Here is a 14,226-nt window from a genome sequence, read left to right on the forward strand (position 1 = left end):
CCCCGCATGGCGGAGATCATCCAGAAGGACGGTACGTGGGCCTTCGACGGGGACGCCCTGCGCCTCACCCCGGGCCGGGACAAGAACGTGGGCCTGCTCCGCCGTGAGCTGGGTGAACTCATCGTACCGCTCGGTGCGTTGGCCGGTGTCTCCTTCGAACAGGGCCGGACGTCGGGGCGGCTCAGGCTGCGGCTGCGCGACGGCGCCGATCCGCTGCTGCACGTCACCGGGGGCCGGCTCGCCGAGCCGCACGACCCGTACCGGCTGACGGTGGAGCCCGACCGGTACGGCGTCGCCGGGTACGTCGCCGACGAGGTGCGCAACGCCCTGCTGCTGGAGGGGGTTTCCGCGGAGCCGGCCGACGCGTACCTGCTGCCGGGCCCGTCCTTGCCGGTGTCCGCCTCGGCCGGCGACGGCACGGCGGGCTTCGACGGGAACCGGGTGCGGCTGGAATGGAACTGGAAGACCGAGGCGTCCAAGGCCTCGGCCGGACCGCGCACCATCCCCCTCGCGGACGTCACCGGCGTGGAGTGGCAGCCCGCGGCCGGACTGGAGAACGGGCACCTGCGGTTCCTCGTGCGCGGCGCTCCGGTCACCGCATCGCCCAAGTACGACCCGAACGCGGTCGAGCTGTGGGGCTTCAAGAGGGATCCGCTGATGGCCCTGGTCGCGGCGGCGGTACAGGCGCGGCTGCCGCACCCCTCGGCCCCGCGTCCCCCGGCGGCGGAGCCGGACGTGCGGCAGGACGCCGCCCGGCCGGCCGGGGAGGGCGCCGGGGACGGCCACGACGCGCTGCTGCGCCGGCTGCGCGAGCTGGGTGAACTGCACCGTGACGGGGTGCTGACGGACGAGGAGTTCGCCCTGGCCAAGCGGGCGGTCCTCAAGCGCCTGTGAGGAAGGCTCCGGCGAGGAGAGCGCCGGTGAGGACCGCCCGCCGGGGCCTACTTGGCCTGGCGGGACACCGTGAAGTGGTCGATGCGGTCGCCGGTCTCGGCGATGCCCGACACCGTCAGCGTGGTCTGCCGGCCCTTCGGCGCGGGCGTGACGTCCACGCGCAGGAAGGAGTAGTTGAGGTAACGCACCCGGGACCAGGCGACGGTCTCGTTGACCTTGCCGTCCTTGGTGTTGACGAACGAGGCCACGGAGTCGGTCTCGTGCTCGTGACCCTCGTAGGAGTCCGGGGCGGAGAACGCGTACAGGCTGCGGCCGGCGGCGCCCGCGGTGACGTAGACCACGCCGTCGGTCTCGGGGTAGGCCGTGCCGCCGATCGGCAGCTTCTTGGTGACCTTGCCCGCCTTGATGACGTCGGTGCGCTCGTACTGGTGGTTGTGGCCGTTGATGACCAGGTCCACCGTGTACTTCTCGAACAGCGGCACCCACTCCTGGCGCACGCCGCCCTCCGACGCGTGCGCGGTGGAGGTGCAGTAGGCGCAGTGGTGGAAGAAGACGACGACGAAGTCGACGTCCTTGGCGGCGCGGAACTTCTTCAGCTGGCCTTCCAGCCACTTGGTCTGGGTTCCGCCGGATATGCCCAGGTTCGCCGGGATCTCGAAGGAGACATCGTTGGCGTCGAGCGAGATGACCGCCGTGTTGCCGTAGACGAAGGAGTAGACGCCCGGCAGGTTCTTCTTGTCGGGGCCGTTGTCCGGGAGGGTCCAGCGGGCCTCCTCGCCGCCGTAGCCGTTGGGCGAGTACCAGGCCTCCATGTCGTGGTTGCCGTACGCGGGCATCCACGGGATCTGCTTGGCGACCGACTCGGTCTGGGCGAGGAAGGAGTCCCAGGTGCGCGAGTCGAAGCCGGTGTCGGCGGTCTTGCCGGCGCCGGACGGGTCGGCGTAGGCGATGTCGCCGGCGTGCAGGTGGAAGGCCGGGTTCTGGCCGAGCAGCAGGCTGTTGTTGGCCAGGCCGTGGTAGCCGACGCCCTCGTCGCCGAAGGCGGTGAAGGTGAACGGCGCCTTGTGGGCGGGAGCGGTGGTGAACGTGCCCACCGTGCCCAGCAGGTGCGGCTCGGCCGGGTCGAAGCCCTGGTGGCCGACGCCGTAGTAGTAGGTCTTGCCGGGGCGCAGGTGGGTCAGCTTGGCGTGCAGGTAGTACTGGGTGTGGTCGCCGCTCGCGCCGACGCCGGCCGGGGTGTAGAGGGTGCGGACCTCGGCGTCGATCCTGCGCGAGAGGTCCCAGGGGTGGGCGCCGATGCGGATGAAGGGCTTCTTGACGGCGACCGGGACCTGCCAGGAGACGGTGATCTCCGTACGCGGGTCGTTGCCCCAGGCCAGGTGGCGGCCGAAGGGGGCGACCAGGGCGCCGTCGACGTGCTGGGCGGCGGGGGCGGAGCTCCGGGTCGGCACGGCGGCCTGGGCGGTGGCGCCCGGCACGAACGCGCCACCCGCGACGGCGCCCAGCGTGACCGCGCCGCCCCTGATCATGGTGCGCCGCGAGAATCTGGCGCGCAGGTACTCGTGCTGTTCGGCCATGCTCATGCGCGCGGCCAGCTTGTCGGGTACTCCCATACGAGGAATGTCCATGGCGTCTGAAACTCGTCTGTTCCGGCAACGAGTCGCAGGACGCAGGATGGACGGCTCGCGAACAGAGCCCCATAAGAGTTTCAACAGCCGCTTGCCCGGAATCGGGCACGATTCTTGCGAAACAGGCGTCGGTACTCCAGGATCTACCGGGTGCACGACGAACTTCTCGATCACCTGACGCGGTCCACGCCCCTCAGCCGGGGCGAGGCGCTGCGCGTGGTCCAGGACGTGCTCGCCTACTTCGACGAGACGATCCAGGAGTTCGTCCGCCGCCGCCACCGCGAACTCCAGGCCCAGGGCCTGGTGAACGCGGAGATCTTCGAACGGATCGGGGCGGACCTGAAGTACCGGGCGGTGGCGCCGCCGGAGCTGACGCTCAGGCAGCTGCGCCGCATGGTCTACGGCTGAAACCAGCCGGAACCCGGCCGGCGGCAGCCCGGCCCAGCGACAGCCAAGGGATACCTCTATACATGTGCGGAATTGTCGGATACATCGGCAAGCGTGACGTCGCCCCCCTCCTCCTGGAGGGCCTCCAGCGCCTGGAGTACCGCGGCTACGACTCCGCGGGCGTCGTCGTCACCTCCCCGAAGACGCCCGGCCTGAAGATGGTCAAGGCCAAGGGCCGGGTGCGCGACCTGGAGGCCAAGGTCCCGGCGCGCTTCAAGGGCACCACCGGCATCGCCCACACCCGCTGGGCCACCCACGGCGCCCCGTCCGACGTGAACGCCCACCCGCACATGTCGGCCGACAACAAGGTCGCCGTCGTCCACAACGGCATCATCGACAACGCCGCCGACCTGCGCCGCAAGCTGGAGGCCGACGGCGTCGAGTTCCTCTCCGAGACCGACACCGAGGTCCTCACCCATCTGATCGCCCGCTCGCAGGCCGAGAAGCTGGAGGACAAGGTCCGCGAGGCCCTGCGGGTCGTCGAGGGCACGTACGGCATCGCGGTCATGCACGCCGACTTCTCCGACCGCATCGTGGTGGCCCGCAACGGCTCCCCGGTCGTCCTCGGCATCGGCGAGAAGGAGATGTTCGTCGCGTCGGACATCGCCGCCCTGGTCGCCCACACCCGGCAGATAGTGACGCTGGACGACGGCGAGATGGCCACCCTCAAGGCCGACGACTTCCGCACCTACACCACCGAGGGCACCCGCACCTCGGCCGAGCCGACCACCGTGGAGTGGGAGGCGGCCTCCTACGACATGGGCGGCCACGACACCTACATGCACAAGGAGATCCACGAGCAGGCCGAGGCGGTCGACCGCGTGCTGCGCGGCCGCATCGACGACCGGTTCTCCACCGTGCACCTCGGCGGCCTCAACCTGGACGCCCGCGAGGCCCGGCAGATCCGCCGCGTGAAGATCCTCGGCTGCGGCACCTCGTACCACGCGGGCATGATCGGCGCCCAGATGATCGAGGAGCTGGCCCGCATCCCCGCCGACGCCGAGCCCGCCTCCGAGTTCCGCTACCGCAACGCGGTCGTCGACCCCGACACCCTGTACGTCGCGGTCTCGCAGTCCGGTGAGACGTACGACGTGCTGGCCGCCGTGCAGGAGCTCAAGCGCAAGGGCGCGCGGGTCCTCGGCGTGGTCAACGTCGTCGGCTCCGCGATCGCCCGCGAGGCCGACGGCGGCATCTACGTGCACGCGGGCCCCGAGGTCTGCGTGGTCTCCACGAAGTGCTTCACCAACACCACGGTCGCCTTCGCGCTGCTCGCCCTGCACCTCGGCCGCACCCGCGACCTCTCGGTCCGCGACGGCAAGCGGATCATCGAGGGCCTGCGCAGGCTGCCGCAGCAGATCACCGAGATCCTGGAGCAGGAGGAGGAGATCAAGAAGCTGGCGGAGAGCTACGCCGACGCCCGCTCGATGCTCTTCATCGGCCGCGTCCGGGGCTACCCGGTGGCCCGCGAGGCCTCCCTGAAGCTCAAGGAGGTCTCCTACATCCACGCCGAGGCCTACCCCGCCTCCGAGCTGAAGCACGGCCCGCTGGCCCTCATCGAGCCTGCCCTGCCCACGGTCGCGATCGTCCCCGACGACGACCTGCTGGAGAAGAACCGCGCGGCCCTGGAGGAGATCAAGGCCCGCGAGGGCAAGATCCTGGCGGTGGCCCACCAGCACCAGGAGAAGGCGGACCAGACGATCCTCGTCCCGAAGAACGAGGACGAGCTGGACCCGATCCTGATGGGCATCCCCCTCCAGCTCCTGGCGTACCACACGGCGAAGGCCCTGGGCCGGGACATCGACAAGCCCCGCAACCTCGCCAAGTCGGTGACGGTGGAGTAGCGGACGGGACGGACCGGACAGGACGGACCCCCACGTGGCCACCTCTCACGTGGGGGTCCTTTCCGTGCTGCTCGTCTCAGCCGGCGGCCGTCACCCCCCGGCCCGCAGCACGTCCCGGGAGGGCCGTCGGCCAGTGGGCGAGCGCCGCCGTCGCCGCGTACCAGGCCACCGCCCCCGAGACGACGGCCACCCATCCCCCCGCCTTCGCGAGGGCGGAGCTGTCGGCGAAGGCCGCCACGGCCAGCACCACCATCGCCAGGAACAGCAGCCCGTGCGTGAGCTGACCGAGGGTGTCCCCGCCGGCGACGGTCAGCGTGAGGGCGACCAGGGCGAACAGCAGCAGCAGGAGTCCGGCCGCGTCGGCCGAGCCGGAGTCGGACACGGCCCAGGTGAACCACAGGGCGCCGAGGGCGGCGTACCCCGCGCCGAAGGCGCCGTCGCGCAGGGCCAGCAGGCCGACGAGGAAGAGGGCGACCCCGCCCACGTAGTGGGCCACGGTCACGGCGTCGGAGGCACCCACGCCGTCGATGACACCGGTCGTACCGAGTCCGAACGCCAGCAGGGTGATCGCCAGGGCCAGTCGGCCGGCCACGGTGGTGCTCACGATTCCCGCGGAGACGTCATTGTCCACGGCGGGCTCCCTTCATGCATGTGCAGTTGTGCGGTGACCGGTATATGCCCTTCACAAGGGCACAAACCACCTCTACGCACGAGTAGTTTCCCGCTGCACAAAGGGAGTTGACGAAGCGTGAGACGCCAGGGGGATGCGAGGGGGACGTCGGGGGGACGTCAGGGAATGACGATCACGGGCCGCTGGGCCCGCTTGGCGAGCCGCCCCGCGACCGAGCCGAAGATCCGGCCGACGATGCCGTGCGTGGAGCCGACCACGATCGCGTCGGCCTCGTACTCGCGGCCGACCTCCTCCAGTTCGTGGCAGATGTCCCCGCCCCGTTCGACCAGGATCCACGGGACCTCGGCCAGATAGTCCGCGCAGGCCAGCTCCAGCCCCAGGACCTCCGTGCGGTGGTCCGGCACGTCCACGAAGACGGGCGGCTCACAGCCGGCCCACACCGTGGTGGGCAGCCGGTTGGCGACGTGCACGATGATCAGGCCGGAACGGGAGCGGTGGGCCATGCCGATCGCGTAGGCGAGGGCGCGCTCACTGGAGGTGGAGCCGTCGAAGCCGACGACGACTCCGTGCCGGAAGGCGGGGTCGCAGGAGGGGCGTGACTCGGCCGCCGCCTGGGGATCGGCCGCCGTGGGGTCGGCGACCGGCCGCTTGCGGTCCGCGGGTTCGGAGAATTCGTGACCGGCCATGGCTGTCTCGGCGTTGTGATCCTTTATGGGTGGGACGACAGTGTGCTGCGGAAGCGTGCTGCGGAGCTGTGTCCGGGAAACATCTTCCCAAGCCCATACCCCCAAGGGTACGGCGGCAAGCCTCCTGAGCCCAGATCCCGCGCACGCTCCGTGAGCGGTCCCCGACGTCCGCGGGGGTTCACCGGAGCATGCACGAGCCGCGCCCGTAACGCAATGGTTGCTGCCCCGTACAGGCGGTTTGCACAGCGTTCACAGATGCGCGTTCGGTGACCGACCGGTCGGACGGACGTTGAACCGGGGTGAGCCACCGCCACAGGGAGTACGAGATGCCCGCAGCCCGACCCCGCCGCGACCCGCGCCCCGCACCGGACAGCGCGAGCGATGTGATCCGCTGGGCCGCCTTCAGCTGCGTGCTCGTGCCCGTGGTCCTGCTCTGGTACGGCACCTCGCTGGCCGGCGCCACGGGCACCGCGCTGGGCCTCGCCGCCGTCACGGCGGCCTGCCGGGTGCTGCTGCGCCGCTCCGAGCGCTGTGCCGAGCGTTGCGCCGCGCAAAGAGGCGGACGTCACACCCGGGAGCAGACACCGGTCGACTGACCTGTTTCCATACCTAGGAACGCTGCTTTTCAGCCAACTTCTGGATATCGCCCAGGAGGGGCCCGAACCACCCCCCAACCCCCGTTCCACCTGCACGGAAAGGGTCTACGGACCGCTGCGCACCCTACGCGGTTTGGCCACTGCCACAAGGCGCACTTCCCTGCACGCCTCGCGAGTGCAACGCTTCGTGATCGAATGCTTCACGCCAAGTTGTCATGTCGACAATGTGCCGCGTGTGGAACTGGTCACCGCACGACCGCGGGAGCCAGTAGATTCGATCTTGACTGTCTTACGGCGGGGGACTCGTGCAGGACCGAGGGGAAACGTGCAGGAGCGACACAACCGAGGAGCCGCGACCACCGAGGGGGGCTTAGCAGTATGAGCCACGACTCCACTGCCTCGCCGGACGCCGCAGCCCGGAAACTGTCCGGGAGACGCCGCAAGGAGATCGTCGCGGTGCTGCTGTTCAGCGGCGGCCCCATCTTCGAGAGTTCCATTCCGCTGTCGGTGTTCGGGATCGACCGCCAGGACGCCGGCGTGCCGCGCTACCGCCTTCTGGTGTGTGCCGGCGAGGAGGGCCCGCTGCGGACCACAGGGGGCCTGGAACTCACCGCGCCGCATGGGCTGGAGGCGATCTCACGCGCCGGGACGGTCGTCGTACCGGCCTGGCGTTCGATCACCTCGCCGCCGCCGGAGGAAGCACTGGACGCGCTGCGCCGCGCACACGAGGAGGGCGCCCGCATCGTCGGGCTGTGCACGGGCGCGTTCGTGCTCGCGGCGGCCGGACTGCTGGACGGCCGCCCGGCGACCACGCACTGGATGTACGCGCCGACGCTGGCCAAGCGCTACCCGTCGGTGCACGTCGATCCACGCGAGCTGTTCGTCGACGACGGCGACGTACTGACGAGCGCGGGTACGGCGGCCGGAATCGATCTCTGTCTGCACATCGTGCGGACGGACCACGGCAACGAGGCGGCCGGCGCGCTCGCCCGGCGCCTGGTGGTCCCGCCGCGCCGGTCGGGCGGCCAGGAACGCTACCTCGACCGGTCTTTACCGGAGGAGATCGGCGCCGACCCGCTCGCCGAGGTCGTCGCCTGGGCGCTGGAACACCTCCACGAGCAGTTCGACGTGGAGACGCTGGCGGCACGCGCCTACATGAGCCGCCGTACGTTCGACCGCCGGTTCCGCTCGCTGACGGGCAGCGCGCCGCTGCAGTGGCTGATCACACAGCGCGTGCTCCAGGCCCAGCGTCTGCTGGAGACCTCGGACTACTCCGTGGACGAGGTGGCGGGCCGGTGCGGGTTCCGCTCGCCGGTGGCCCTGCGCGGCCACTTCCGCCGCCAGCTCGGCTCGTCCCCCGCCGCCTACCGGGCCGCCTACCGGGCCCGCAGGCCGCAGGGCGACAAGCCGGGTGACGCGGAGGCGGCCGTACCGCCGGCCGGCCAGCAGGGCGCGCCCGCGGGCCTGTCCGGTCCCGGCCCGGTCGGCCCGGCCCCCCTGCTGCACGAGCACCGGGACAGCGGGGTGCCCCTGCAGAGCCGCCGCGCCACGGCGGGCGCGGTGGGCCTGCTGCCGGGGCCACGCAGCGGTAACTGAGCGCGACGGGAAGGGGGGCGGGAGCATCCCGTCCCCCTGACGTCCCTCCCGCCGCTTCCCGCGGAGCACGGGGGGCACGCAAAAGCCCAGGCCCGCTTTAGGGTGGTCGCATGAACGATCGCATGGTGTGGATCGACTGCGAGATGACCGGCCTCTCGCTGTCCGACGACGCTCTCATCGAGGTGGCCGCCCTCGTCACCGACTCCGAGCTGAACGTACTCGGCGAGGGGGTGGACATCGTCATCCGCCCGCCGGACCGGGCGCTGGAGACGATGCCGGAGGTGGTGCGTCAGATGCACACCGCGTCCGGGCTGCTCGCCGAGCTGGCGGGCGGCACGACCCTAAAGGACGCCGAGGCGCAGGTCCTCGCCTACGTCCGGGAGCACGTGAAGGAGCCCGGCAAGGCCCCGCTGTGCGGCAACTCGGTCGGCACCGACCGCGGCTTCCTCCTGCGGGACATGCCGACGCTGGAGGACTACCTCCACTACCGCATCGTCGACGTCTCCTCGGTCAAGGAGCTGGCCCGCCGCTGGTACCCGCGGGCGTACTTCAACAGCCCGGAGAAGAACGGCAACCACCGGGCCCTCGCCGACATCCGCGAGTCGATCGCCGAGCTGCGCTACTACCGCGAGGCCATCTTCGTGCCGCAGCCCGGGCCGGACTCCGACACCGCCAAGGCGATCGCCGCCAAGCACGTCCTGCCCGCCCGGTAGCCGCCACCGTGGACCGCGCGAAAACGTGTGCGCGAGCACCCCTTCCGACCCTGTAGACTTCTTCTCGGCCGGTCGGGGAGAGCACTCCTCGGACATCCGGTCGTGGTGGGTGTAGCTCAGCTGGTAGAGCACCTGGTTGTGGTCCAGGATGTCGCGGGTTCGAGTCCCGTCACTCACCCTGAGTAATCAGCCGGTGACTCCGTCGTGAGACGGGTCACCGGCTGTTTCGTTGTCCGGGCGCCCCCGCGCGCCGGCGTCCCGCACGGGCCGGGGCATCGGTCCCCGGCCGGCGGGGGACGTCACGACGACGCGCGGACCATCAGTTCCGTCGGCAGGACCGCCTGCCGGCGGTCGGCGCCACGGGACGCCGCCGGGCGGCGGTCGGCGATCTCCGTGAGGAGGAGGTCGATCATCGCTCGGCCCATCTCCTCGATGGGCTGGCGGACGCTGGTGAGCGGCGGGTCCATGTGCCGGGCGATGGCGGAGTCGTCGTACCCGACCAGCGCGACGTCGTCGGGGACGCGGCGGCCCGCCTCGCGGAGCACCTGCCGGGCGCCGGCCGCCATCACGTCCGAGCCGGCGAAGACGGCGTCCAGGTCGGGGTGGCGGGACAGCAGGGTCGTCATCGCCCGGCGTCCGCCCTCGTCGGTGAAGTCACCCGGCGCGATGAGGAGTTCGTCCACCGGGTGGCCCGCGTCGCGCAGGGCGTCGCGGTAGCCGTCGACGCGGCGCTGGGCGCCGTAGACGTCCAGGCGGCCGGTGATGTGCGCGATCCGGCGGCGGCCCCGGCCCAGCAGGTGCTCCACCGCCGAGCGGGCGCCGCCGTAGTTGTCGGAGTCCACGGAGGGGAGCGGCTCGGCCGCCGAGCGGGGGCCGCTGATCACGGCCGGGATCTCCAGCTGGGCGAGCAGGTCCGGGAGCGGGTCGTCGGCGTGGACGGAGACCAGCAGCACCCCGTCGACGCGGTGGGCCGCCAGGTACTGGGCCAGGCGCTGCCGCTCGCGGTCGCTGCCGGCGAAGATCAGCAGCAACTGCATCTCGGTGTCGGAGAGTTCGGCGCCGACCCCGCGCAGCATGTCGGAGAAGTACGGCTCGGCGAAGAACCGGGTCTCCGGTTCGGGGACGACCAGCGCGATGGCGTCGGTGCGGTTGGCCGCGAGGGCGCGGGCGGCGGTGTTGGGCACGTAGCCGAGTTCGGCGACGGCCGCCTCCACCGCGGCGCGGGTGGCGTCGCTCACCCGGGGCGAGCCGTTGATCACCCGGGAGACGGTGCCCCGCCCGACCCCGGCCCGGGCGGCGACCTCTTCCAGGGTCGGCCGCCGGCCGCCCCGGCCTCTCCCACCGTTGCCTGCCATGGTCGCCGCCTTCCGTTCACCGCCGTTCAGGCCAGGAATGTAACAGCCGTGACCGGGGCGCTTCCCTTCCGTCCGCGGCCGCGGGCACGGCCGGCGCCTCCCGGCCGTGCCGCCGCGGGCATGGGTCAGGCGGGCAGGGCGTTGTCGCGGATCACGCCGGCGTACCAGTGGGCGCTGGCCTTGGGGATGCGGCGCTGGGTGGCGTAGTCGACGTAGACGGCGCCGAAACGCTTCGAATAGCCGTAGGACCACTCGAAGTTGTCCAGCAGCGACCACAGGAAGTAGCCGCGCACGTCGGCGCCGTCGGCGATGGCACGGCGGACGGCGTCCAGGTGGGAGTGGAGGTAGGCGATCCGCTGCGGGTCGTTGACCCGTCCCTCCGGGGAGACGTAGTCGTCGAAGGCGGCGCCGTTCTCGGTGACCATCAGCGGCAGCCGCGGATGCGAGGCCGCCAGTCCGGTCAGCAGGGTGTGCAGTCCGCTCGCGTCGATGGCCCAGTTCATCGCGGTCAGGTCGTCGTTGGCGAGGTGGAAGGCGACGTGCTCGGAGCCGGTCCACGGGGAGTGGTCGCTGGCGCCGTGACCGTCGTTGCGGGTGCTGGCGGAGCCGTCGGCGGGCAGGGAGACCACGGTCGGCGAGTAGTAGTTGACGCCGAGGACGTCGATCGGCCGGGAGATCTCCGTCAGGTCCCCGTCGTGCACCAGCTCTGCCCAGTCGACCAGGTGCGCGGTGTCGGCCAGCAGGTCCTCGGGGTAGGCGCCGTCCAGGAGGGGGCCGGTGAAGATCCGGTTGCCGACCGCGTCGATGCGGCGCGCGGCCTCGGCGTCCCCGGGGCTGTCGGTGAGCGGGCGCACCTGGTGCAGGTTCAGGGTGATGGAGGTCTGCGCGGACGCCGGCAGGACGGCGCGCAGCGCGCCGACGGCCTGGCCGTGGGCGAGGTTCAGGTGGTGCGCGGCGCGCAGGGTGGCGGCCGGGTCGGTCCGCCCCGGCGCGTGCACGCCGGAACCGTAGCCGAGGAACGCCGAGCACCACGGTTCGTTGAGGGTGGTCCACACGCCGACCCGGTCGCCGAGGGCGCGGGCCATGATGTCGGCGTAGTCCGCGAAGCGGTGGGCGGTGTCGCGGTGCGGCCAGCCGCCGACGTCCTCCAGCTCCTGCGGCAGGTCCCAGTGGTAGAGGGTGGCGACGGGCGTGATGCCCGCCTCCAGGAGCTCGTCGGTGAGGCGGCGGTAGAAGTCCAGGCCGCGCTCGACGGCGGGTCCGCGGCCGGTGGGCTGGACCCGGGACCAGGAGACGGAGAAGCGGTAGGCCTTGAGGCCGAGTTCCTTCATCAGGGCGACGTCGTCGCGGTACCGGTGGTAGTGGTCGGCGGCGATGTCACCGGTGTCGCCGTTGCGCACCTTGCCGGGGGTGTGGCTGAAGGTGTCCCAGATGGAGGGGGTGCGGCCGTCCTCGGCGGCGGCGCCCTCCACCTGGTAGGCGGCGGTGGCGGCACCCCAGACGAAGCCGGTCGGGAAGGAGGTGTCCGCGGCCGGCTGGGCCGTGGTCTCGGGTCGTACGGCGGTCATGGTGAGAACGCTCCCAAAGGGGGTGAGAAACGGACGACGGACGGCGGTCCGGCGGTGCGGGAGTAAAAGGGGGGCGGGAGGGAAGGCGGCGTGCGCGGGCGGGGCGCGGTTCGGGTGGCGCCCGGTCCGGTACGGCCCGCTGCGGGGCGGCCTGTGCGGGCGGTACCGGACCGGACACGGCGGCGGGCCGACGGGACGCGGCGCGCGCCTGCCTCGGGGGGCGGGACCGGCGCCGTGACGGCCGGCCCCGCGGCACCGGCTGGGCTCAGCCCTTGACGGCGCCCGCCATGATCCCTCCGACGATCTGCTTGCCGAAGACGACGAAGACGAGCAGCAGCGGCAGGGTGCTGATCAGCGCACCGGCCATGACGATGCTCTGGTCGGGGGTGTAGGAGGCGCTGAGCTGGCCGAGCGCCACCTGGATGGTGGGGTTCTCCTGGTTCAGCGCGAGGAAGGGCCAGAAGAAGTCGTTCCACGCCTGGACGAAGGTGAGCATGCCCAGCACCATCATCGCGGGCCGGGCCACGGGCAGCACCACGCTCCACACGATGCGGATGTTGCTCGCCCCGTCGACCTTGGCCGCTTCGATCAGCTCGTACGGCAGGGCCTCGATGAGGTACTGGCGCATGAAGAAGACGCCGAAGGCGCCGACCAGGGTCGGGAAGATCACCGACTCCAGCTTTCCGCCCCACCCGATGTCCGACATCATCATGAACAGCGGGACGACGCTGAGCTGGGGCGGGATCGTCAGCGTGGCGATCACCGCGGTCATCAGCACGCCACGGCCCCGGAAGCGCATCTTGGCGAAGGCGTAGCCGGCGAGGGTGCAGAAGAACAGGGTGGCGACGGTGATGCAGCCGGCCACGATGACGCTGTTGACGATGGCCTTGCCCAGGTGGGCCTGGTCCCAGGCCGCCTGGAGGTTGTGCCACAGTTTGCCGCCCGGCACGAGCGGCGGCGGGGTGTCCAGGACCCGCTGCTGGTCGTGCGAGGCGGCCACCAGGGTCCAGTACAGCGGGAAGATCGATCCGAGGCCGACGACGACGAGGGCGACGTAGGTGAACGGACCGCCCCTGAGCTGCTGGCCGGCTCCTATCCTGAAGCGGGCGCGGCCCTTGCCGGGCGCGGTGGGAAGCGGTGCCGGGCCGAGGTCCGGCGCGGTCGTGGTGGGACTGGTCGTGGTCATCGATGTCGCTCCCGTCAGGCCGCGCTCTTGCGCATGAACCGGCCGACGATCCAGTTGATCAGGGCGATGAGCAGCAGCAGGACGAGCATGGCCCAGGCCACGGCCGCCGCCGGACCCAGATGGCCCAGCTTCCAGCCGTAGTTGAAGAGGTAGATGCTGAGCGTCTCGTACTGGTGCTCGCTGCCGCCGATCGAGCCGAGGGTGCCGCCCTGGAGCAGCAGCGGCTCACCGAACAACTGCATCGAGCCGATGGTCGAGATCACGATGGTGAACAGGATCGTGGGCCGCAGCGAGGGGATGGTCACCTTGCGGAACTGCTGCCACCGGCTCGCTCCGTCGATCGAGGCGGCCTCGTACAGGTCGGTGGGGACCGCCTGCATGGCCGCCAGGTAGATCAGGGCGTTGTAGCCGGTCCACCGCCAGATGATGATGACCGAGATGGCGATCTTGGAGGTCCACTCCCCGTCGGCCCAGTCGATGTTGCCGGCGCCGAAGAAGTGCAGCACCCAGTTGAGGATGCCGCCGTCGGCGCGGAAGACCAGCGCGAAGACCAGGGCCGCGGTGGCCACCGAGGTGGCGTACGGGGTGAGGATGACGGTGCGCCAGAAGGTGCTGGCGCGCAGCTTGTAGTTGAGCAGGTGGGCCAGGCCCAGCGCCACGAGCAGCTGCGGGACGGTGGAGACGACACCGATGACGAAGGTGTTGGTGACGGCCGTCCAGAACTCGGAGTCCTGGAGGATCCTGGCGAAGTTGTCCCAGCCGACCCACTGGGACTGGTCCAGGCTCGTCATCTCCACGCGGTGCAGGGCGATCCAGCCCGTGTACAGCAGCGGGTAGAGCCCGAAGGCGCCGAAGATCAGGAAGAAGGGGGCTATGTAGGCGTACGGCGAGGCCTTGTCGTCGAAGCGCCACAGCCGGCTGCGCCAGGTGCCGCGTCCGTTCGACGCGGCACCGGTGCCGCCGGGCGGCGGGGTGTAGGCGCCCCGGGCGGGGGTTGTCGTTGCCACGGAGGGAGTCCTTCCCTGGAGGTTTCGGCCGGGTGGGGCGGGAAGCGCGTTCGGGGACCGGGGTCGGTCCGCCCCTCC

General features: G+C 71.2%; 13 protein-coding genes and 1 tRNA gene. 7 read left to right on the top strand and 7 right to left on the bottom strand.

From position 1 onward, the window contains the following. Positions 1-6 precede the first annotated feature (6 nt). Positions 7-894, top strand: coding sequence for a DUF4429 domain-containing protein (locus tag ACZ5DC_RS09255; RefSeq protein WP_468650932.1), 888 nt, complete (start codon positions 7-9; stop codon positions 892-894). 47 nt (positions 895-941) lie between these two features. Here ACZ5DC_RS09255 and ACZ5DC_RS09260 read toward each other — a convergent pair whose 3' ends face one another. Further along, a complete protein-coding gene (locus ACZ5DC_RS09260; protein ID WP_468650934.1) occupies positions 942-2,507 on the bottom strand; it encodes a purple acid phosphatase family protein in 1,566 nt (521 codons plus the stop codon). Between the two features lie 165 nt (positions 2,508-2,672). On the opposite strand from ACZ5DC_RS09260, the gene ACZ5DC_RS09265 reads away from it, so the two are divergent. Continuing rightward, the gene (locus tag ACZ5DC_RS09265) at positions 2,673-2,930 is read left to right on the top strand and encodes a hypothetical protein (RefSeq protein WP_171155966.1); all 258 of its coding nucleotides are present in this window, start codon (positions 2,673-2,675) and stop codon (positions 2,928-2,930) included. 62 nt (positions 2,931-2,992) lie between these two features. Next, positions 2,993-4,810, top strand: a complete 1,818-nt coding sequence (gene glmS / locus ACZ5DC_RS09270) for a glutamine--fructose-6-phosphate transaminase (isomerizing) (RefSeq protein ID WP_468650936.1) — start codon at positions 2,993-2,995, stop codon at positions 4,808-4,810. A 76-nt stretch (positions 4,811-4,886) separates the two neighbouring features. Here glmS and ACZ5DC_RS09275 read toward each other — a convergent pair whose 3' ends face one another. Next, positions 4,887-5,441: a hypothetical protein gene (locus tag ACZ5DC_RS09275; protein WP_468650938.1), complete on the bottom strand. Its 555-nt coding sequence runs from the start codon at positions 5,439-5,441 to the stop codon at positions 4,887-4,889. Between the two features lie 158 nt (positions 5,442-5,599). Next, positions 5,600-6,127: a universal stress protein gene (locus ACZ5DC_RS09280; RefSeq protein WP_366750414.1), complete on the bottom strand. Its 528-nt coding sequence runs from the start codon at positions 6,125-6,127 to the stop codon at positions 5,600-5,602. A 326-nt stretch (positions 6,128-6,453) separates the two neighbouring features. On the opposite strand from ACZ5DC_RS09280, the gene ACZ5DC_RS09285 reads away from it, so the two are divergent. The 4 genes from ACZ5DC_RS09285 to ACZ5DC_RS09300 all read left to right on the top strand — a co-directional run bounded on the left by ACZ5DC_RS09285 (position 6,454) and on the right by ACZ5DC_RS09300 (position 9,210). Beyond that, on the top strand, positions 6,454-6,723 hold the full coding sequence (locus ACZ5DC_RS09285) for a hypothetical protein (RefSeq protein WP_468650941.1): 270 nt from the start codon (positions 6,454-6,456) through the stop codon (positions 6,721-6,723). Between the two features lie 378 nt (positions 6,724-7,101). Next, the gene (locus ACZ5DC_RS09290; protein WP_366750412.1) at positions 7,102-8,319 is read left to right on the top strand and encodes a helix-turn-helix domain-containing protein; all 1,218 of its coding nucleotides are present in this window, start codon (positions 7,102-7,104) and stop codon (positions 8,317-8,319) included. Between the two features lie 110 nt (positions 8,320-8,429). After that, positions 8,430-9,032, top strand: coding sequence for an oligoribonuclease (orn, locus tag ACZ5DC_RS09295; RefSeq protein WP_468650943.1), 603 nt, complete (start codon positions 8,430-8,432; stop codon positions 9,030-9,032). Between the two features lie 105 nt (positions 9,033-9,137). Next, positions 9,138-9,210 (top strand) — tRNA-His (locus tag ACZ5DC_RS09300). A gap of 121 nt (positions 9,211-9,331) precedes the next feature. Here ACZ5DC_RS09300 and ACZ5DC_RS09305 read toward each other — a convergent pair. From ACZ5DC_RS09305 to ACZ5DC_RS09320, 4 genes are all read right to left on the bottom strand, one after another. Beyond that, complete coding sequence (locus ACZ5DC_RS09305) at positions 9,332-10,387, bottom strand: LacI family DNA-binding transcriptional regulator (protein ID WP_468650945.1); 1,056 nt, start codon at positions 10,385-10,387, stop codon at positions 9,332-9,334. A gap of 125 nt (positions 10,388-10,512) precedes the next feature. Further along, complete coding sequence (locus tag ACZ5DC_RS09310) at positions 10,513-11,955, bottom strand: GH1 family beta-glucosidase (RefSeq protein ID WP_468650947.1); 1,443 nt, start codon at positions 11,953-11,955, stop codon at positions 10,513-10,515. 265 nt (positions 11,956-12,220) lie between these two features. Beyond that, on the bottom strand, positions 12,221-13,141 hold the full coding sequence (locus ACZ5DC_RS09315) for a carbohydrate ABC transporter permease (RefSeq protein WP_468650949.1): 921 nt from the start codon (positions 13,139-13,141) through the stop codon (positions 12,221-12,223). Between the two features lie 14 nt (positions 13,142-13,155). Then, positions 13,156-14,148 (bottom strand): carbohydrate ABC transporter permease, encoded by a 993-nt coding sequence (locus ACZ5DC_RS09320; protein ID WP_468650951.1) that lies wholly within the window; start codon positions 14,146-14,148, stop codon positions 13,156-13,158. Positions 14,149-14,226 lie beyond the last annotated feature (78 nt).

This window comes from Streptomyces sp. NPDC031445, from assembly GCF_055581365.1.

Bases quoted from the DNA above. Each gene is read 5' to 3' on its own strand.
- ACZ5DC_RS09310 (WP_468650947.1), bottom strand. From the start codon at position 11,955: ATGACCGCCGTACGACCCGAGACCACGGCCCAGCCGGCCGCGGACACC.
- orn (WP_468650943.1), top strand. From the start codon at position 8,430: ATGAACGATCGCATGGTGTGGATCGACTGCGAGATGACCGGCCTCTCG.
- ACZ5DC_RS09305 (WP_468650945.1), bottom strand. From the start codon at position 10,387: ATGGCAGGCAACGGTGGGAGAGGCCGGGGCGGCCGGCGGCCGACCCTG.
- ACZ5DC_RS09285 (WP_468650941.1), top strand. From the start codon at position 6,454: ATGCCCGCAGCCCGACCCCGCCGCGACCCGCGCCCCGCACCGGACAGC.
- ACZ5DC_RS09315 (WP_468650949.1), bottom strand. From the start codon at position 13,141: ATGACCACGACCAGTCCCACCACGACCGCGCCGGACCTCGGCCCGGCA.
- glmS (WP_468650936.1), top strand. From the start codon at position 2,993: ATGTGCGGAATTGTCGGATACATCGGCAAGCGTGACGTCGCCCCCCTC.
- ACZ5DC_RS09290 (WP_366750412.1), top strand. From the start codon at position 7,102: ATGAGCCACGACTCCACTGCCTCGCCGGACGCCGCAGCCCGGAAACTG.
- ACZ5DC_RS09255 (WP_468650932.1), top strand. From the start codon at position 7: ATGGCGGAGATCATCCAGAAGGACGGTACGTGGGCCTTCGACGGGGAC.
- ACZ5DC_RS09260 (WP_468650934.1), bottom strand. From the start codon at position 2,507: ATGGGAGTACCCGACAAGCTGGCCGCGCGCATGAGCATGGCCGAACAG.
- ACZ5DC_RS09280 (WP_366750414.1), bottom strand. From the start codon at position 6,127: ATGGCCGGTCACGAATTCTCCGAACCCGCGGACCGCAAGCGGCCGGTC.